The following is an 18575-nucleotide window of genomic DNA, read 5'->3' on the forward strand; positions in this document are numbered from 1 at the left end:
TGGATGGTCCGGCTGTACGCTCTCCTCTTCCTGGCGCAGATTGTCCTCGCCGTCTGCGCGCTGATCAGTTGCCTCTCCGCCGAGGAGGGCCAGATCCACGCCCTGCCCCGGATCGCCTGGGTGCTGATCATCTTGTTCTTCCCGCTGGTCGGCTCGATCGCCTGGTTCGTCGCCGGCCGGGAGCCCAGCTCCGGCGCCTCTAGGAGCTGGCCCGGCGGCCCCGGTTCACCCGAGCGGCAGCGCCCCCGGCCGGTCGCCCCCGACGACGACCCGGAGTTCCTCCGCTCCGTGCAGGACCGCGCCAAGCAGCAGGACCAGGAACTCTTCCGCCGCTGGGAGGAGGACCTGCGCCGGCGCGAGGACGACCTGCGCCGGCGCGACGGTGAGCCGCCCCGCGAGGGTGACCGGCCGGAGGTGTGAGCACCAGCCCGGCCGCGCCGCTGCCGGCGTCCGACCCGGCGGGCGGCACAATCGGCGGAGTACAGATCAGTCTGCTCGGCCCGTTGCAGGTCCGGGTCGATCCATCGACCACGATCGAGATCCAGGGGGCGCGGCTGCGCCGGCTGTTGATCCTGCTGGCCCTCGCGCCCGGCCGGGTGGTCAGCGTCGCGCACCTGGTCGACGCCCTCTGGGAGGACGAGCCACCGGCCGCCGCGGGCAACGCGCTCCAGGCGCTGATCTCCCGGCTCCGCCGGGCCGTGCCCGGGCTTCCGGTAGACGCGCGTCCCGGCGGCTACCAGCTCACCCTCGGCCCGGAGGCCGTCGACCTGCACCGGTTCGAAGCCGCTGTGCTCGCCGGCCGGGCACTGCTGCCCGCCGACCCGGGAGCTGCCCGCAAACTGCTCGAGGAGGCGCTCGCGCTGTGGCGCGGGTCAGCGCTGGCCGACGTGGCCGGCGCCCCGTTCACCCGCGCCCCGCTGGCCCGGCTGGAGGAGCTGCGGCTCACCGCCATCGAGGAGCTGATCGAGGCCCGTTCGGCGGTGGAGGAACCCGCTCACCTGGTGCCCTGGCTGCGGGAGCTGGTCACCGCGTACCCGCTGCGGGAGCGACTGGCCGGCCAGCTGATCCGCACCCTGCACCGGGCCGGCCGCCCGTCCGAGGCGCTCGCCGCGTACGAGCGGCTCCGCACCGAACTGGCCGACACGCTCGGCGCCGATCCCGGGCCGGAGCTGACCGCCCTGCACCTCGCGGTGCTGCGCGGTCAGCGGGTCGACCCCGCCCCGCCCGACGCCGACAGCGCGCCGGGCAGCGCGCCCGCACCGTCGGCGGCGGCCCGCGCCCGGGGCGCCCTGCCGACCGCCTTGACCAGCTTCGTCGGCCGGGAAGCGGCCGTCGACCGGGTCGGCGCCCTGCTCGACCGGGCTCGGCTGGTCACCCTCACCGGGCCCGGGGGCGCCGGCAAGACCCGACTCGCGATCGAGTCCGCCCGCGAGGTGGCGGCGCGGTTCCCGGACGGGGTCTGTCTCGTCGAGCTGGCCCCGGTGACCGACCCGGCCGAGGTGCCGCAGGCGCTGCTGGGCCCGCTCGGCCTCCGGGAGCAGGCGTTCTTCGCCGGCAGCCAATCCCGGATCCCACCCGGGGAGGCCACCGAGCCGACCGTCCGGGCCATCGACGCGTTGGCCAGCCGGCGGGCGCTGCTGGTCCTGGACAACTGCGAGCACCTGCTGGACGCCGCCGCCGAGCTGGCCGACCGGCTGCTCGCCGCCTGCCCGGACGTGCGGGTGCTGGTCACCAGCCGGGAGCCGCTGGGCATCACCGGCGAGGCGCTGCACCCCGTCGAGTCACTGGAGCAGCCGCCCGTGGGTGCGGACCCGGTGACCGCGCTGACGTACCCGTCGGTGCGGCTCTTCGCCGACCGGGCCGCCGCGGTGCGACAGGACTTCCAGGTGGACGAGCGCACGGTCGGGCCGGTGGTGGGCATCTGCCGGTCGCTGGACGGCATGCCGCTCGCCATCGAGCTGGCCGCCGCCCGGTTGCGCGCCATGACGGCCGAGCAGGTCGCGACCCGGCTGGACGACCGGTTCCGGCTGCTCACCGGCGGCAGCCGGACGGCGTTGCCCCGCCACCAGACGCTGCGCGCGGTGGTGGACTGGAGCTGGGACCTGCTCGACGATGCCGACCGGGCGTTGTGGCGGCGACTCGCCGTCTTCACCGGCGGCGCGACGGCGGCCGCCGTGGAGCGCGTCTGCGGTGGCGGCGAACTGGCCGCGCCCGAGGTGCTCGACCGGCTGTTCGCCCTGGTGGAGAAGTCGCTGGTGATCGCCAGCGATGCCGGCGAACCGCGCTACCAGATGTTGGAGACGATCCGGGAGTACGGGCTCGACCGGCTGGGCGAGGCCGGTGAGGAGCAGCGGGTCCGGCGGGCACACGCCGACGAGTTCCTCCAGCTGGCCGAACGGGCCGACCGGGAGCTGCGCGGTCGGGACCAGTTGCGCTGGGTCCGGTGCCTGCGCGCGGAGCACGACAATCTGCATGGTGCGCTGCGCTGGGCGATCGGGGCCGACGAGGTCACCAGGGCGGTCCGGTTGACCGGCGCGCTCGGGTGGTACTGGTGGTCGCGCGGCAACCGACTGGAGGGCGCGGACCTCGCCCGGGAGGTGCTCGCCCTGGCCGAACGGTCCGTCGGGCGGCCGGGCGGGAACGACGGCGCACCGACCGCGACCGCGCTGGCGACCGCGTACCTGGCCGGGGCGTTGAACACCCTCAGTGCCCACGCCGACTTCGAGACGGCCCAGGTCTGGATGGGCCGGGTGGTGACGCTTGCCGACGGCGGCGCCGACTCGCCCCTGCTGCGGATGGCCGGAGCGATGACCCTGATGTTCGACCCGGCGACGCAGGTGCAGGGGCTGGCCGCGCTGCGGAGGCTCTTTACCGACGAGGACCCGTGGGTGGCCGGGGCGGCCCGCATGATGCACGGCCATACCCAGCTCAACCTGGGCGCGCCGGCCGAGAGCGCGGCCGACGACTTCCGTGCCGCGTTGGAGCTGTTCAGCGGCGTCGGGGACCGGTGGGGCCTCTCCACCACGCGCTTCTCCCTCGCCGAGCTGGCCGGTCGGACCGGCGATCGGGACGTCGCCATCGACCAGCTCCGCGCCGCCCTGCGCGACGTCGAGGAGCTGGGCGCCGCCGAGGACGTGCCGCAGATGCGGTCCCGCCTGGCTCAGCTGTACTGGCAGGTGGGCGAGCACGAGCTGGCCCGCACGCTGCTCACCGAGGCGCAGGCGGAGGCCGAACGGCTGGGCGCCGACGAACCGCGGGCCGGCATCGCCCACGTCTGGGCGGAGCTGCTGCGCGACTGCGGCGACTGGGAGCAGGCCGCCCGCTGGGCGGATCGGGCGGCGGAGCTGGTCCGGCGGCGGAGCATCGCGCCGCAGTGGAGTGCCATGCTGGCCACCTCGCTCGGGCACGTCGCTGCCGCTCAGGGGGAGCTGGCGGTCGCCCGTACCCACCTGGACCAGGCCCTGGAGCTGGCGCTCGCCTCCGGCGACGCGCCGGTGGTCGCGATCACGCTTGTCGGTTACGCGGACCTCGCCCTGCGCAGCGGCCGGCCGGCCGTGGCGGCCACGGTGCTCGGCGCGGCCGACGGGGTACGCGGCGGTGACGACCGGGGCGCGCTGGACGCGATCCGGGTGGCGCTGGCCGCCCGCGCGGCGCTCGGCGAGTCGGAGTTCACCGAGGCGTACGCGGGCGGCCGGCACATCCGGTCGGACGGGGTGCCGGAGTTGCTGCGGGTCACACTCGACGCCTGAGCGCGCGCACCGCCAACGGCGCGAAGATCACCGCGATGCCGGAGCCCCAGAGCAGCGTCTGGAGGACCGGGCCGGCCACCGGGCCACCGACCAGGAGCCCGCGCAGCGCGTCGGCCACCACGGTCACCGGGTTGACCTCCACCCAGCTCTGCAACCAGCCCGGCATCCGGTCGGTGGGTACGAAGATGTTGCTGGTGAACGTCAGCGGGAAGATCACCGTGAAGCCGAAGATCTGCACCTTGTCCGGTTCGCTGACGAGCACGCCGACCAGCACCGAGATCCACGACGCGGCCAGCGTGAAGGCCAGCAGCACCGCGAACGCCCCGACCACCCCGAGCAGCCCGTTGCCGACCCGGAAACCCAGGATCGACCCGACACCCAGCAGCAGCGCGATCGACCAGGCCTGCTTGACGGTGTCGGCGAGGATCCGGCCGGCCAACGGCGCCCACCGGGCGATGGGCAGCGCCCGGAGCCGGTCGAACACGCCCTTGGTGAGGTCGTTGTTCAACCCGAACCCGGTCGTCATCGTGGCGAACAGCGCGTTCTGCACCATGATGCCGGGCAGCATGAAGGTGAGGTACTCAGTTGACGATCCGGCGATGGCGGTGCCGAACACATAGGTGAACAACAGCACGAACATGACCGGCTGGATGCTCAGGTCGAGCAGTTCCATCGGGTTGTGCTTGATCTGCACCAGGCTGCGCCAGGCCAGGGTGACGGTGTGTCGGAGCCCTGCCGCCGGGCTGACCCGGCGGGTCGGGGCCAGCGAGGCGGGGACGGTGGCGGCGGTCATGCCGGGGTCCTTTCCAGGTCGGTGTCGGCCGGCGAGTCCTCGGCCCGGTGACCGGTGAGTGAGAGGAAGACCTCGTCCAGGCTGGCGCCGCGCAGTGCCAGCTCGGCGACCGCGATCTCGGCGGCGTCGAGGCGACTGACCACTGCGGGCAGGACGCCCGGATCGTTCACGGCGACGGTGACGGCGCTCTGGGCCACCTCGGGGACCGCACCGGACACCTCCCCGACGATGGCGGTGACGATGCCCAGGTCGGAGCTGTCGGCCGGCCGGACGGTGAGGGTCTGACCACCGGTCTTGGACTTCAGCTCCTCCGGCGTGCCCTGGGCGATGACCCGGCCGTGGTCGACGACGGCGATCTCACCGGCGAGTTGGTCGGCCTCCTCCAGATACTGGGTGGTGAGCAGCACCGTCACCCCGTCGGAGACCAGGGTGCGGACGATGTCCCACAGGTCGTTGCGGCTGCGCGGGTCCAGGCCGGTGGTCGGTTCGTCCAGGAAGAGCACCTGCGGCCGGCCGACCAGGCTCGCGGCGAGGTCCAGCCGGCGACGCATGCCACCGGAGAAGGTCTTGGCGGCCCGGTCGGCGGCGTCGCTGAGGTCGAAGTCGGCGAGGAGTTGGCGGGCGCGCTGCCGGGCGTCGGCCCTGCTCAGCCCGAGCAGCCGACCGATCAGCAGCAGGTTCTCCGCGCCGGTCAGGCTCTCGTCGACCGAGGCGTACTGGCCGGTCAGCCCGATCAACTGGCGCACCTGGTGCGCGTCGCGCACCACGTCGAAGCCACCCACCGTGGCGTGCCCCTCGTCGGCCCGCAGCAGCGTGGCGAGCACCCGCACCGCTGTGGTCTTGCCGGCGCCGTTGGGCCCGAGCAGACCGAAGACGGTTCCGGTCGGAACCTCCAGATCAACTCCGGCGAGGGCGGTGGTGGCGCCGAAACGCCGCACCAGACCCTCGGCGCGGATCGCGTGGTCCATCGGATCTCCTGTCGTCGTCAGTGGTGGCACCACTGTGGGCGACAGGGCTGACATCCCGCCGTTCCCGCGCTGACGTTACGACGACAGGAGCTGACTTTCCGCTGATTTAGCTGCGGGAAGACGCCGCGCCGCCGCCCGCGGACGGGCGACGGCGGCGGCGGGTGCGACTCAGGCCAGGTTCGACGACCGGGGGTACGCGTCGGTCGGGTCGGTGAGAACGTTGACCAGGTACGGCACTCCGGCGTCGAACGCCCGTTGCAGTGCCGGACCCAGGTCGGCGGCCTTGGCGACCGTCTCCCCCGCCCCACCGAGCGCGCTGACCACCGTGTCGTAGCGCAGTTCCGGTTGGAGGTCGGCGGCCACGTCGTAGCCGTACATGGCCCGCATCGGGTGCTTCTCCAGCCCCCAGATGCCGTTGTTGCCGACGACGATCACCACCGGCAGCTTCTGTCGGACCAGCGACTCGACGTCCATCAGTGAGAAGCCGGCGGCACCGTCACCCATCAGCACGCAGATCTGCCGGTCCGGGTGACTGACCCGGGCGCCCATCGCGTAGCCCATGCCGGTGCCCAGGCAGCCGTACGGGCCCGGGTCCAGCCAGGTGCCGGGCTGGGCCGGCTCCAGGTAGCGACCGGCGTACGACACGAAGTCGCCGCCGTCGCCGATGGTGATCGCGTCCGGGGCCAGCACCCGACGCAGCTCGCCGTAGATGCGGGCGGGGCGGATCGGGTCGGTCTCGGCGGCCATCTCGGCGGCGTCCCGGGCCTTCGCCGCGTCCTCGGCCACGCGCAGGTCGGCGATCCAGTCGCTGTGGTCGGCCCGGTCACCGGAGTGGTCGGCAAGCGCCGAGAGGATCAGGCGCAGGTCGCCGGCGGGGGCGGCGGCCGGCTGCACGTGCGTCGCCCGCTGGCTCGGCGCGTCGACGATGTGCACCACCTTGGCGTCGCCGAAGTCACCGAAGCTGAGCCGGAAGTCAAGTGGGGTGCCGACCACCACGACCACGTCGGCGCCGGAGAGCGCGGCCCGGCGGGCCTTGGCGAACGCGAGCGGGTGCGTCGGCGGGAGGGAGCCGCGGCCCATGCCGTTCGTGAAGACCGGCACCTGCAACGCCTCGGCCGCCTCGCGCAGTGCGGCGACCGCGTTGCCCGCGTACACGTCGGAACCGGCGATGATGACCGGTCGCTGCGCCCCGGCGATGAGCAGGGCGGCGCGGCCGACCTCCTCCGGGTCCGGCACGACCGGGTCGACGCCCGACACGGCGGGCAGGTCGACCTCGGCGACCGAGAAGACCGTCTCCAGCGGGAAGTCGAGGAAGGCCGGGCCACGGTGCGGGGTGAGCGCGGCGGTGAGTGCGGCACCCACGGCGCGTGGGATGTCGTCGGTGCTGAACACCGTCTCGGCGTGCTTGGTGACCGGGGTGACCAACGGCAGGTGGTCCATCTCCTGGAGGCTGCCGGAGCCCCAGCGGAACGCGGGCGCGCGCCCGCCGAGCACCAGCACCGGGGAGGCGTTGAAGAACGCGCTGGTCATACCGGAGATGCCGTTTGTGACACCGGGCCCGGCGGTGAGCACGGCGAGGCCGGGGCGGCGCTGGAGCTTGGCCACCGCCTCCGCGGCGAAGACAGCGGACTGCTCGTGCCGGACGTCGTAGATCGGGAAGTCGGTCTTGTACGCGGCATCGTAGAGCGGGAAGACGTGCCCGCCGGAGAGTGTGAACATCTCCCGTACGCCGTGCGCGCGTAGGGCCGCGAGCGCCAACTCGCCGCCGTGGCCCTCGATCCGCTCCGTCATGTCGCTCCCATCGTCCGTGGCCGGGATCACAGGTTACCGGCCAGTCACTTGGCCGTCCGACAGTGGTCCCGGCCGGGGACGCCACCGAGGTCAGGGGCAGCCGGAGGGTGGACCGACGGGTCAGCGGCCGCTGAAGTCCGGCTTGCGCTTCTCGACGAAGGCCGTCATGCCCTCACGCCGGTCGTCGGTGGCGAACAGCGCCGCGAAGAGCTGGGTTTCCCAGGCCAGGCCCGAGTTCAGGTCCATGTCCAGGCCGCCGTCGACCGCCAGCTTCGCCGCCCGCAGCGCCTGCGCCGGCCCGGTCAGGTACGGGGTGATCATCTCCACGGCCGTGTCGTACACCTCGGCGGCCGGGGCGACCCGGTCGGCCAGGCCGATCCGCAGCGCCTCCTGCGCGTCCACCATCCGCCCCGACATGATCAGGTCCTTGGCTCGGGCCGGGCCGATCAGGCGGGCCAACCGCTGGGTGCCGCCCGCACCGGGGATGATGCCCAGTCTGATCTCCGGCTGACCGAGCTTGGCGTCCTCGGCGACCACCCGCCAGTCGCAGGCCAACGCCAGTTCGCAGCCGCCGCCGAGGGCGTACCCGGTGATCGCGGCGACCACCGGCTTGGGGATCCGGGCGATCGCGCCGAGGGCGCTGGACAGGTTCGGCGCCCGGTCGACCATGTCCACGTAGGACATCTCGGCCATCTGCTTGATGTCCGCACCGGCGGCGAAGACCTTCTCCCCGCCGTACAGGATGACGGCGCGGACCTCGGGGTCGGCGGTGGCCGCCGCCGCGGCGGCGCGCAACTCCTCCTGCACCTGGGTGTTGAGTGCGTTCATCGGCGGCCGCTCCAGCCGGATCGTGCCGATGCCGCCGTTGGTCTCCAGCCGAACGAACTCGCCCACGCTGCCTCACTTCCTCGTCGAAGTCGCGTGCCAACCTTACGACCCTGCTCGTTGGGGTAAGTAGTGTGGTGTCAGCCCCCCGGGCGGGAGTCCAGCCATGATCACGTATTACGACGACAGGTCGGTGCAGGTCACCTCCACCACCTTCCGAGCCGACGGTCGCAGCTACGCGCTCACCGACATCACCATGATCTGGCACCGCCGCGGCAGCCGTTCGTGGCGCGTCCTGGTGGGGCGCGGCGCGATCGGCGCAGCCCTGGCCGGTCCGCTGGTCGCGGCGGTGCTCGGCGTCGGCGTGGCCGTCTGGCTGCACCGCTCACCCACCGTGACGATCGCGATCGTCGGCGCGTCGGTGCTGGTCGGGCTGGCCGTGGGGCCGGTCGCCGACTTCCTCTTCGAGCACCTGGACCGCTCGTACGCCCGGGGCAGCCGCCAACTGGAGATCTGGGCCCGCTGGCGCGGCCAGCCGGTGCGGTTGCTGCGCACCGGCGACGCGTTGCGCTTCGGTCAGATCTACCGGGCGGTGCAGCGCGCCGTCGAGCACAGCCAACCGGCCCGCCCCGGCACCCGCCGCTAGCCCTCTCCACCACCCAACCCTCGAACCGCCTTCGTCGAACCTGCTGCCAGAGAGGCCGAGTGACGGGGTCCGGACGAGGCGCGAGTTGCCCGCCGGTGGTTAGGCTTAGTGATGACCCTCTATTACCGGGACGACGCGGTGCAGGTGACCTCCGAGTCGATCCGGGCGGGTGGTCAGGTGATCGCCCTGTCCGACGTGACGTTCGTCTGGCACGCGCGAGGGCAGAAGACCCTCGCCGTACGCGGCCGTGTGCTGGGTCGCGGCGTCCTGGTCCTGCTGCTGTCGCTGCCGCCGCTTGTCGCGGTGGTCTGCGTGCTGTCGCTGGCCTGGTCGGCTCAGGACCGGGGCAACTGGCAGTTGGCGCTGATCATCCTCGCCGCCTGTGCGGTGGGGGCGCTGGTGGCGCTGCCGTTCCTGGAGATCCCGCTCGGCTGGCTGGACCGCTCCTACGAGCGCGGCAGCCACGTGCACGAGTTGTGGGTGCAGCACCACGGCCGGGAGGATCTGCTGGTGCGCACCCCGGACGCGCTGCGGTTCGGGCAGATCTACCGGGCCGTGCAGCGTGCCGTCGAACAGCAGGGAGGCCATTGATGCTCGCCGCTGCCACGCCACCGTCGAGCGGTTGTGGTGCCGCCGACGCACACTTGGTCCCATGGCGATTCCCCTCCCCACCCCTACCGCCGTGGTCGGTCTGACCCGATCCGCTCTCGACCAGGCGCTCGGCTCGGCCGCCTCGTTCGCCGCCGTGCCCGCCCGCGCGTTCGCGGTGTTGGACGGGGTGGAGGCGCTGCTGGCCCGGATCAACGGCGTGGTGGACCGGATCGAGACGACTCTGGACCGGACCGACCAGGTGCTGGTCGACGCCGAGGCGGCGGTCCGCGAGGTGGCCGTCATCAGCGCCGCCGCGACCACCGCCATCGACACCGCCACCGAGGTGGCCGCCGCCGCTGCCGTGGTGGTCGCCGACGCCGACCGGGTGTCCCGGTCGGCCAGCTCGGTGGTCGCCGAGGCCGACAAGGTGGCCGGTAAGGCCGCCGCCACCGTGGACACCGCGGCGGAGGCCGCGGCCACCGCCGCCGAGTTGCTGGCGGCGTACGAGCCGGCGTTGCGCCGGGCCGCGCCGATGGCGCGGAAGTTCGTCGAGGAGCTGAGCCACGAGGAGATCAGCGCCGCGATCCACCTGATCGACGAGTTGCCCAAGCTCAGGGAGCACCTGACGGCCGACATCCTGCCGATCCTGGCCACCCTGGACCGGGTCGGGCCCGATCTGCACGACCTGCTCGACGTGACCCGTGACCTCAAGCTCGCCGTGGCCGGCATTCCCGGGTTGGGCATGCTGCGTCGGCGCGGCGAGAAGCTCGCCGACGAGCCGGCCGGCTGAGCCCTCGCCCGCCGCGCCGGCGGATCAGCAGTCGCAGGTGATCGTCGCGATCGGTGCGGTCAGGGCGTCGACCGGGCGTCGGACCAGTCCGGCCTCCGTCACCACCGGCAACCCCTCCCGCACCCAGTACTCGAACCCGCCGAGCATCTCCTTCACCGGGTAGCCGAGCCGAGCGAACTCCAGCGCCGCGCGGGCCGCGCCGTTGCAGCCCGGCCCCCAGCAGTAGGTGACCACCGCCGAGCCGGCGGGGACAAGCTCCGCCGCCCGGGTTGCGATCTCTGCGGTGGGCAGGTGCACCGCGCCCGGCAGGTGCCCCTGCTCCCAGGCCGCCACGCCCCGGGAGTCGACCACCACCAGAGCGGGCGTACGGGCTGACAGGTCGGAGTGCACGTCACTGACGTCGGTCTCGACGCTGAGTCGGGTGCGGTAGTGGGCCACGGCGGTGGCCGGATCGGCCGGCGGAACGGCGAAGGTGAAGGTCATGCACCAATCCTCGCCAGTGCGCCCGGCCGGAGCGAGTGGCGGAGACGACGCCCTGCGCTAGGATCCCGCCATGTTGACGCGGCCCACGGCTACCCGCCCCCGCCTGCTGCCGACGCCCCGACGGCCGACAGCGGCGCACCGGGTGGCCGTGCTCGCGTACCCGGGAATGTCGGTGTTCGAGACCGGCATCGTCACCGAAGTGTTCGGGCTGCCCCGGCCCGAGTTCGACGTCGACTGGTACGACCTGGTGGTCTGCGCCGAACGGCCAGGGCCGGTGCCGGTGGTCGGCGGGGCCAGCCTGCACACCCCGCACGGCCTGGCCGAACTGGCGGCAGCGCGGACGGTGATCGTGCCCGGCGTGCCGGATGTGACAGGCGACCCGTCACCCGAGCTGGTGAGCGCGCTACGCCAGGCGCACCGTGGCGGTGCCCGCATCATGTCGATCTGCTCGGGCGCGTTCGCGCTGGCCGGTGCCGGGCTGCTCGACGGCCGGCGGGCCACCACCCACTGGCGGTACGCGGAGTTGCTGGCACGGCGCTACCCGCGGGTCGAGGTGGACCCGGACGTGCTCTATCTCGACGACGGAGACCTGCTCACCAGTGCCGGCAGCGCCGCCGGGCTGGATCTCTGCGTCCACGTGATCCGGCACGACCACGGCGCGGCGATCGCCAACGCGGTCGCCCGGCGGCTGGTGATCCCGCCGCACCGCGACGGCGGGCAGGCCCAGTTCGTCGAGGCGCCGGTGCCCGCCGACCCGGACGACGACCGGATCGCGGGCAGCATCGACTGGGCGCTCACCCATCTCGCCGAGCCGCTGACCGTGGCCCAACTCGCCGGTCAGGCGCACATGTCGCCCCGCACCTATCTGCGGCACTTCGCCCAGGCCACCGGGACCAGCCCGATCCGCTGGCTGATCGACCAGCGGGTCCGCGTCAGCCTCACCCTGTTGGAGGAGACGGACGCCCCGGTCGAGCAGGTGGCCCGCTCGGTGGGTTTCGACACGCCGGTCACCTACCGACACCACTTTGGTCGGCTGATGCTGACCTCGCCGTCCGCGTACCGCAGGGCCTTCCGGACCGGCGCGGGCCCGCCAGCGTAGCGCGGGCGCGCTCAGGCCGGCGCGTACAGCTCGTCGATCTCGGCGCGGTGCGGTAGCGCCACCGAGGCACCGAGCTTGCGGACGCAGGCCGCGCCGGCCGCCGACGCCCAGCGCACCGCGTCGACCAGGTCGCGCCCCTCGCCCCAGCCCACGGCAAGCGCGGCGGTGAACGCGTCACCGGCGGCGGTGGAGTCGACCACGTCGACCCGTACCGCCGGCACGTGCACGTCGGTGCCGTCACGGTCGACGTACCGGGCGCCCTCGCCGCCGAGAGTGAGCACGGCCCGGGGGGTCAGGCCGAGCAGCGCCCGCGGGTCCTCCCGGCCGCGGCCGGTGAGCGTCTGCGCCTCGCCCTCGTTGACGACCAGGACGTCCACGGCGGCGAGCAGCTCGGGCGGTAGGTCCCGGGCCGGGGCGGCGTTCAGGATGACCCGGGTGCCGGCGGCGCGGGCGGCCACCGCGGCGGCCGTCACGGTCTGCACGGGGATCTCCAGCTGGGCGACCAGGACGTCCGCCCCGCGTACCGTGGCCAGTTCCTCCTCGGTGAGGCCGACAAGCGCGTCGTTGGCGCCGGGAGTGACCATGATGGCGTTCTCACCCTGGGCGTTGACCATGACCAGCGCGACGCCGGAGGTGCCGTAGACCACGCGCAGTTGGCTGGTGTCCACCCCGGCCGCGGTGATGCGGGCCCGCAGGGTGACACCGAAGGCGTCCGAGCCGATCGCGCCGAGGAAGGCGCAGGAGGCCCCGGCCCGGACCGCGGCGACGGCCTGGTTGGCGCCCTTACCGCCGGGCACCATCACGAAGTCGGTGCCGAGCGTGGTCTCGCCCACCCGCGGCAGCGCGGGCGCCATCGCGACCAGGTCCATGTTGGCGCTGCCCACCACGGCAACCCGGGTCTGCGGCACTGTCGTCTCCTGGCACTCAGGCGGCCCGTGCGGTGTAACGCTCACCCGACCGCTCGACCACAAGCGGCAGGCCGAACGTCTTGGAGAGGTTGTCGCCGGTCAACGTCTCGGCGAGCAGGCCCTGGGCGACCACCCCGCCCTCGCGCAGCAGCAGCGCGTGGGTGAAGCCCGGCGGGATCTCCTCCACGTGGTGGGTGACCAGCACCATCGCCGGGGCGTCCGGGTCGTACGCCAGCTCGGCCAGTCGGGCGACCAGGTCTTCCCGACCACCCAGGTCGAGCCCGGCGGCGGGCTCGTCGAGCAGCAACAGCTCCGGGTCGGTCATCAGTGCACGGGCGATCTGCACCCGCTTGCGCTCACCCTCGGAGAGGGTGCCGTAACGACGCTCGGCGAGACCACCGACGCCGAGTTGGCTCAGCAGTGCCCGCGCCCGCGCCTCGTCGGCGGGGTCGTAGTTCTCCCGCCAGCGGCCGACCACCGACCAGGCGGCGGTCACCACCACGTCGCTGACCCGCTCGTCGGCGGGCAGCCGCTCGGCGAGCGCGGCGGTGGTGAGCCCGATCCGGGTACGCAGCTCGTTGACGTCGGTGCGGCCGATCCGCTCGCCGAGCACGTGCGCGACACCTGTGGTGGGGTGCAGCCGGCCCGCGGCGAGGTTGAGCAGGGTGGTCTTGCCGGCGCCGTTGGAACCGAGCACCACCCACCGCTCGTCCAACTCGACGCGCCAGGTCAGGTCTTGCAGGAGGGCGGTGCCGGACCGGCGTACCCCGACGCCGTCCAGGCTGACCACCAGATCCGGGTCCACAGGCGCGGCGCCGGCAGCGCCAAGGATCAGGTCACCAGTCACCGCACCATCCAACCACGCAGCGCCGGGGCGCCCCCCACGGGCGGCGCCTCGGCCATAGGGTGAAGCGCCGTGTCGTTGATCACCAACCCGGAGGACGGCTGATGTTCCGTCAAGATTCGGAGCCGCGCGGATGAGCGCGGTCATCGAGATCGAGGGTCTGCGCAAGACCTTCCGCAGCCTGCGCAACGGCCGGCGGGTGGCGGTGGACGGGTTCGACCTGCTGGTCGAGGCCGGCCAGGTCCATGGGTTCCTGGGCCCCAACGGGTCCGGCAAGACCACCACCCTGCGGGCCCTGCTCGGGCTGGTACGCGCCGACGGTGGGCGGATGAGCGTGCTCGGTGAACCGTCGCCGGAGCTGCTTCCCCGGGTGGCGGGGCAGGTCGGCGCGATCGTCGAGAGCCCGCAGTTCTTCGGCAACTTCACCGGGTACCGCACGCTGCGCCTGTTGGCCCGGGCCGGTGGGGTGCCGGTCTCGCGGGTGGACGAGGCTCTGGATCTGGTGGGTCTGCGCGACCGGGGCGACGAGCGGGTGAAGGGCTACTCGCTGGGCATGAAGCAGCGCCTGGCGGTGGCGTCCGCGCTGCTGAAGGACCCGCGGTTGCTGATCCTGGACGAGCCGGCGAACGGGCTGGACCCGGCGGGTATCCGGGAGATGCGGGACCTGATGCGGTCGCTGGCGGCCAACGGGGTGACCGTCCTGGTGTCCAGTCACATCCTGGGTGAGATCCAGTTGATCTGCGACCACGTCACGATCATTTCGCGGGGGCGTCGGGTGGCGGCCGGCCGCGTGGACGAGGTGTTGGCGGGCCACGACCGGCACGAGTTCCTGGTGCGGGTGGCCGAGCAGGAGCGCGCGGTCGAGCTGCTGCACGCGGCCGAGCTGACGGCGGTCGTCGACGGCGAGGCGCTTGTGGTGAGTGGCGTGAGTGACCCGACGGTGGTCAGTCGGGTGCTCGGCGAGCAGGGGCTGTGGGTGGGCGAGCTGACGCCGCTTCGGCCGGATCTGGAGAGCGTCTTCCTGGAGCTGACGGGTGCGAACGCGCATCCGTCGCTCCCCCGGCAGGTCGACGGCTCGGCGCTGCCGGACGGCGAGCGGGGCGAAGCTGTGATTGATCTCGATCGGGGAGTGGACGCGTGAACCTGGTCCGTGCCGAGTTGGAGCGGCTGTCCAGTCGTCGCTTCGTGCAGCTCATGGTCGTCCTGTTGGCGTTGGCGTTCGCCGTGACGGCGGCGACCACCCTGGCTGGCTCCCACAAGCCGAGCGCGAGTGAGCTGAACTCGGCGCGGCAGCAGGCCACCGAGCAGCGGCAGAGCATGGAGGCCGCGTACCAGGAGTGCCTGGCCCGGCAGAGCGGCTCGTTCCCGGGTGAGGACACCGGACGCTACCTCCCGACCGACTGCTCGGAGATCGACCCGGTGCGGCAGGAGCGGTTGCCGATCGCCGCCGACTTCCTGCCGGGGGTGTTCAGCTTCGCCCAGCAGGCCCGGCCGCTGCTCTACTTCCTCATCGCGTTCCTGGTGCTGTTCGGTTTCCTGGTCGGCGCCTCCTACATCGGCGCCGACCTGAACTCCGGCGGTGTGGTGAACCTGCTGCTCTGGCGACCACGCCGGTTGACGGTGCTCGGGGCCAAGTTGGGCACCCTGCTCGGCACGGTGCTGGTCCTGGCTCTGCTGGCGTCGGTGGCCTACCTCGCCACGTTCTGGGTGATCGGGCAGACCGCCGGGTTGCCCGGCCGGTTGGATGGGGACTTCTGGCGTTCGCTGGGCGCGATCCACGGCCGCGGCCTGGTGCTGGTGTTGCTGGCCGCCGCGCTGGGCTTCTCGATCGCCACGCTGGGCCGGCACACGTCGGCGGCGCTGGGCGCGGCGGCCGCGTACGCGGTGGTGTGGGAGTTGGGGGCCCGACTGGTCCTGGAGATCGTCGACGCTCGCCGGCCGGACCAGCTCATGCTCTCCAGCCACATCGGGGCGTGGCTGACCGGGGAGGCGAAGTTCTGGGATCCGCAGCGGTGTTCCGGCACCGACTACTGCGACGGCTTCTACAGCCTGACCTGGGGTCCGGCGCTGCTGGTGCTGCTCGTGCTGACCGGTGGGCTGACCGCTGCCGCGTTCGCCGTGTTCCGTCGCCGCGACCTGCTCTGAGTCGCGGTTCGCCGGGCCGCCCGCCGGACCGCGGGCGACCCGGCGACCGGCCGCGCCATGGCAAGCGCTTGCAACACGCAGAGCTGCGGTGAAATATTCCTTCACATGACCGGCGCAGCGGGCTCAGCCGACGGTGGAGCCGAAGACCTCGTCGCGCACGGCGTCCAGGGCGGTGCGCAGCGCGCCGTGCAGGATCGGCTCCTCGGTCAGCCCGGTCGGCACCACCCGAGGTCGGACCAGGGTGATCGCCGCGACCTCGTGCTGCACGCGCTCGGCGAGCGCGACGCCGCCGGCCTGGCCCACCTCGCCGGCGAGCACCACCAACGGCGGGTCGAGCACCACGCAGGTGCTGGCCACGCCGAGCGCGAGCCGGCGGGCCAGCTCGTCGAGCATCGGGCCACCGTCGGGGCCGGCCGCGACGGCCGCGCGCACCGCCTCGGCGGCGTCGGTGTCCGGGTAGCCGTGCTCGCGGGCCACCGCGCGGACCGAATCCGCACCGATGAGCTGCTGGAAGGCGGGCTTGGCGCGGCGGGAGACGTCACGCGGGATGGGCGCGCCGGGCACCGGCAGATAGCCGATCTCACCGGCCGCTCCACTGCTGCCGTGGTGCAACCGCCCACCCAACATGATCGCCAGGCCCACCCCGGCGCCCACCCAGACCAGCACGAAATCCGCAAGCCCCTGCGCGGCGCCGGACTGCGCCTCGGCCACCGCGGCCAGGTTGACGTCGTTCTCGAAGACCACCGGGGTGTGCAGGTCGTCCCGCAGGGCGGCGAGCAGGCCGCTGTGCCAGCGTGGCAGGTTGAAGGCGAAGGTGATGTCGCCGGTGCCGGGGTCGACCAGGCCCGGGGTGCCGAGCACGATCCGGCGGACGCTGCTGAGCTGCGCCTGGGCGCTGCTCGCGGCCTGCACCACGGCGTTGTGCACGACGCCCACCGGGTCGTCGGTGTCCCGGGTCGACTGCTCCACCCGGCCGATGACCGCGCCGGTGATGTCGGCGCAGGCGGCCACCACCCGGTCCGGGCCGACGTCCACGCCGACCACGTGCGCGCTGCCGGGGCTGACCGCGTAGAGCTGGGCGTTCGGCCCCCGCCCGCCGGCCTGTTCGCCGACCCGCGTGACGAGACCGCGCTCCTCCAGCCGCTCGACCAGTTGCGAGGCGGTGACCTTCGACAGCCCGGTCAGCTCGCCGATCCGGGCCCGGGTCAGCGGGCCGCGTTCGAGGAGCAGTTCCAGTGCCGCACGGTCGTTGAGCGCCCGCAACAGGCGGGGGGTGCCGGGCAGCCGGGTCGCACTCATGACACGTCCTCTAGTTTTAGTAAACTTTGCTAACTGTAAACCAACCTGCGAACGGGTAGCCGTAGCGTATCGGCCACCCGGAGGCGGGGCGCTCCGCCGATTCGGCAGGGCGGACACCACCACCGGTACGACGTTTCGTACCGCTGGGGCACCGAAGGGGGAGATCACGTGGGGCTGGATCCAGGACTGCGCCGGCTGGCGCTTGGCACGTTGCTCGCCGCGTACCCGGGACCGGTCCCCCCGGACTGGGCTGTCGACCTGCTGGCCGACGGGCTCGCCGGGCACACCCTGTTCGGCACCAACGTGCACGACCCCGCCCAGGTGGCGGCGAGCACCGCGGCGCTGCGCTCCGGTCGACCGGATGCGCTGATCGCCATCGACGAGGAGGGTGGCGACGTGACCCGGCTGGCGCATGCCACCGGCAGCCCGTACCCCGGAAACGCCGCCCTCGGCGCGATCGGCGACGTGGCGCTCACCCGACGGGTCTACCAGTCGATCGGCGCCGAACTGGCCGCGCTCGGCATCACCGTCAACCTCGCCCCGACGGTGGACGTCAACACCGCCGACGAGAACCCGGTGATCGGCACCCGCTCCTTCGGCGCGGATCCGGTGCGCGTGGCCGCCCACTCGGCCGCCGCCGTGACCGGTCTGCAGGCCGCCGGCGTGGCCGCCTGCGCGAAGCACTTCCCCGGGCACGGGGCCACCGTCACCGACTCCCACCACGAACTGCCCACCGTGGACGCGCCACTGAGCCTGCTCCGCCAACGCGACCTGCCGCCGTTCGGGGCGGTCATCGCCGCCGGGGCGCGCGCCGTGATGACCGCGCACATCCGGGTGCCGTCGCTGACCGGCGCCGATCCGGCCACCTTCAGCCGGGCCGTCCTGGTCGACCTGCTCCGCACCGACCTCGGCTTCACCGGCGCCGTCATCACCGACGCGCTGGAGATGAAGGGGGCCGCGGTGGCTGCCGGCGGGGTCGGACCGGCCGCGGTCCGCGCCCTGGCGGCCGGCGCCGACCTGCTCTGCATCGGCGCGCGGGTCGACGCCGAACTGGTCGAGCGGGTGGCCGCCGAGATCGTCGACGCCCTCACCGACGGCCGGCTGGCGACCGCCCGGGTCGAGCAGGCCGCCGGCCGCGCCGCCGAACTCGCCGCCTGGACCCAGGCCGCCGCCGCCGGATCGCCGACGGCCGGGGACACCGAGCTGGGGTACGCGGCAGCGCGTCGCGCCGTCCGGGTGGACGGGGTGCTCACCGGCCTGGACCGACCGCTTGTGGTGCAGTTGCACACCGAGTCGACGATCGCCGAGGGTCGGGTGCCGTGGGGCCTCGGCCCGCACCTCGACGGGGTGCCGGAGATCCGCGTGATCGCCACCGAGACCGACCCGGCGACGCTGCGCGGGTTGGCCGGTGACCGACCCATCGTGCTGGTGGGGCGACACCTGCACCGGCTGCCCGGTGGCCCGGAGCTGGTCGCCGGGCTGGCCGCCCAGCATCCGGTGACGGTGGTGGAGATGGGGTGGCCGGCACAGTGGCGCCCAGCGGGCGTACGCGCCTTCGTCACCACGTACGGCGCGAGTCACGCCAACGGCCGCGCGGCGGCCGAGGCTCTCGGCCTGGCCCGCTGAGCTGCCCACGACGGCCGC

General features: G+C 73.3%; 17 protein-coding genes. 9 read left to right on the forward strand and 8 right to left on the reverse strand.

Annotated features, from left to right (window positions below; genetic code table 11):
• Positions 1 to 3 precede the first annotated feature (3 nt).
• Both AB0F61_RS07690 and AB0F61_RS07695 read left to right on the forward strand, forming a co-directional pair.
• Complete coding sequence (locus AB0F61_RS07690) at positions 4 to 420, forward strand: PLD nuclease N-terminal domain-containing protein (RefSeq protein ID WP_357804831.1); 417 nt, start codon at positions 4 to 6, stop codon at positions 418 to 420.
• A complete protein-coding gene (locus tag AB0F61_RS07695) occupies positions 417 to 3749 on the forward strand; it encodes a BTAD domain-containing putative transcriptional regulator (RefSeq protein ID WP_357804836.1) in 3333 nt (1110 codons plus the stop codon). Before AB0F61_RS07690 ends, AB0F61_RS07695 begins: the two co-directional genes overlap by 4 nt.
• On the opposite strand, the gene AB0F61_RS07700 is transcribed toward AB0F61_RS07695, so the two are convergent.
• From AB0F61_RS07700 to AB0F61_RS07715, 4 genes are all read right to left on the reverse strand, one after another.
• On the reverse strand, positions 3733 to 4542 hold the full coding sequence (locus tag AB0F61_RS07700) for an ABC transporter permease (RefSeq protein ID WP_357804840.1): 810 nt from the start codon (positions 4540 to 4542) through the stop codon (positions 3733 to 3735). The two genes, AB0F61_RS07695 and AB0F61_RS07700, sit on opposite strands and share 17 nt — an antisense overlap.
• Positions 4539 to 5510, reverse strand: a complete 972-nt coding sequence (locus AB0F61_RS07705; RefSeq protein ID WP_357804845.1) for an ATP-binding cassette domain-containing protein — start codon at positions 5508 to 5510, stop codon at positions 4539 to 4541. The genes AB0F61_RS07700 and AB0F61_RS07705 overlap by 4 nt, the downstream gene beginning before the upstream one ends.
• Positions 5511 to 5678: 168 nt before the next feature.
• Positions 5679 to 7301 carry an acetolactate synthase gene (locus AB0F61_RS07710; RefSeq protein WP_357804852.1) on the reverse strand — a complete coding sequence of 541 codons (1623 nt, stop codon included), beginning with the start codon at positions 7299 to 7301 and terminating at the stop codon, positions 5679 to 5681.
• A gap of 120 nt (positions 7302 to 7421) precedes the next feature.
• Positions 7422 to 8195 carry an enoyl-CoA hydratase-related protein gene (locus AB0F61_RS07715; RefSeq protein WP_357804856.1) on the reverse strand — a complete coding sequence of 258 codons (774 nt, stop codon included), beginning with the start codon at positions 8193 to 8195 and terminating at the stop codon, positions 7422 to 7424.
• Positions 8196 to 8292: 97 nt separating this feature from the next.
• Between AB0F61_RS07715 and AB0F61_RS07720 the strand changes: the two genes are divergently transcribed.
• From AB0F61_RS07720 to AB0F61_RS07730, 3 genes are all read left to right on the forward strand, one after another.
• Positions 8293 to 8772 carry a DUF6232 family protein gene (locus tag AB0F61_RS07720; RefSeq protein ID WP_357804860.1) on the forward strand — a complete coding sequence of 160 codons (480 nt, stop codon included), beginning with the start codon at positions 8293 to 8295 and terminating at the stop codon, positions 8770 to 8772.
• Between the two features lie 111 nt (positions 8773 to 8883).
• Positions 8884 to 9363 carry a DUF6232 family protein gene (locus AB0F61_RS07725; protein ID WP_357804865.1) on the forward strand — a complete coding sequence of 160 codons (480 nt, stop codon included), beginning with the start codon at positions 8884 to 8886 and terminating at the stop codon, positions 9361 to 9363.
• Positions 9364 to 9424: 61 nt separating this feature from the next.
• Positions 9425 to 10153 (forward strand): hypothetical protein, encoded by a 729-nt coding sequence (locus tag AB0F61_RS07730; RefSeq protein ID WP_357804871.1) that lies wholly within the window; start codon positions 9425 to 9427, stop codon positions 10151 to 10153.
• A 24-nt stretch (positions 10154 to 10177) separates the two neighbouring features.
• Here the strand turns inward: AB0F61_RS07730 and AB0F61_RS07735 are convergent, their stop codons facing one another.
• Complete coding sequence (locus AB0F61_RS07735) at positions 10178 to 10636, reverse strand: rhodanese-like domain-containing protein (RefSeq protein ID WP_357804876.1); 459 nt, start codon at positions 10634 to 10636, stop codon at positions 10178 to 10180.
• A 70-nt stretch (positions 10637 to 10706) separates the two neighbouring features.
• Here AB0F61_RS07735 and ftrA point away from each other — a divergent pair, with 70 nt between their 5' ends.
• Positions 10707 to 11735 carry a transcriptional regulator FtrA gene (gene ftrA, locus AB0F61_RS07740; RefSeq protein ID WP_357804878.1) on the forward strand — a complete coding sequence of 343 codons (1029 nt, stop codon included), beginning with the start codon at positions 10707 to 10709 and terminating at the stop codon, positions 11733 to 11735.
• Between the two features lie 11 nt (positions 11736 to 11746).
• On the opposite strand, the gene AB0F61_RS07745 is transcribed toward ftrA, so the two are convergent.
• Both AB0F61_RS07745 and AB0F61_RS07750 read right to left on the reverse strand, forming a co-directional pair.
• A complete protein-coding gene (locus AB0F61_RS07745) occupies positions 11747 to 12643 on the reverse strand; it encodes a ribokinase (RefSeq protein WP_357804881.1) in 897 nt (298 codons plus the stop codon).
• Positions 12644 to 12659: 16 nt separating this feature from the next.
• Positions 12660 to 13490, reverse strand: coding sequence for an ABC transporter ATP-binding protein (locus AB0F61_RS07750; RefSeq protein WP_357804884.1), 831 nt, complete (start codon positions 13488 to 13490; stop codon positions 12660 to 12662).
• Between the two features lie 130 nt (positions 13491 to 13620).
• On the opposite strand from AB0F61_RS07750, the gene AB0F61_RS07755 reads away from it, so the two are divergent.
• Complete coding sequence (locus tag AB0F61_RS07755) at positions 13621 to 14628, forward strand: ATP-binding cassette domain-containing protein (RefSeq protein WP_357804887.1); 1008 nt, start codon at positions 13621 to 13623, stop codon at positions 14626 to 14628.
• The gene (locus tag AB0F61_RS07760) at positions 14625 to 15632 is read left to right on the forward strand and encodes an ABC transporter permease subunit (RefSeq protein WP_357804890.1); all 1008 of its coding nucleotides are present in this window, start codon (positions 14625 to 14627) and stop codon (positions 15630 to 15632) included. Before AB0F61_RS07755 ends, AB0F61_RS07760 begins: the two co-directional genes overlap by 4 nt.
• Before the next feature lie 123 nt (positions 15633 to 15755).
• Here AB0F61_RS07760 and AB0F61_RS07765 read toward each other — a convergent pair whose 3' ends face one another.
• Positions 15756 to 16931, reverse strand: coding sequence for an ROK family transcriptional regulator (locus AB0F61_RS07765; protein WP_357804894.1), 1176 nt, complete (start codon positions 16929 to 16931; stop codon positions 15756 to 15758).
• A 168-nt stretch (positions 16932 to 17099) separates the two neighbouring features.
• On the opposite strand from AB0F61_RS07765, the gene AB0F61_RS07770 reads away from it, so the two are divergent.
• Positions 17100 to 18557, forward strand: a complete 1458-nt coding sequence (locus AB0F61_RS07770) for a glycoside hydrolase family 3 N-terminal domain-containing protein (protein WP_357804897.1) — start codon at positions 17100 to 17102, stop codon at positions 18555 to 18557.
• Positions 18558 to 18575: the final 18 nt, after the last annotated feature.

The organism is Micromonospora sp. NPDC023888, assembly GCF_040639415.1.
GTDB lineage: Bacteria > Actinomycetota > Actinomycetes > Mycobacteriales > Micromonosporaceae > Micromonospora.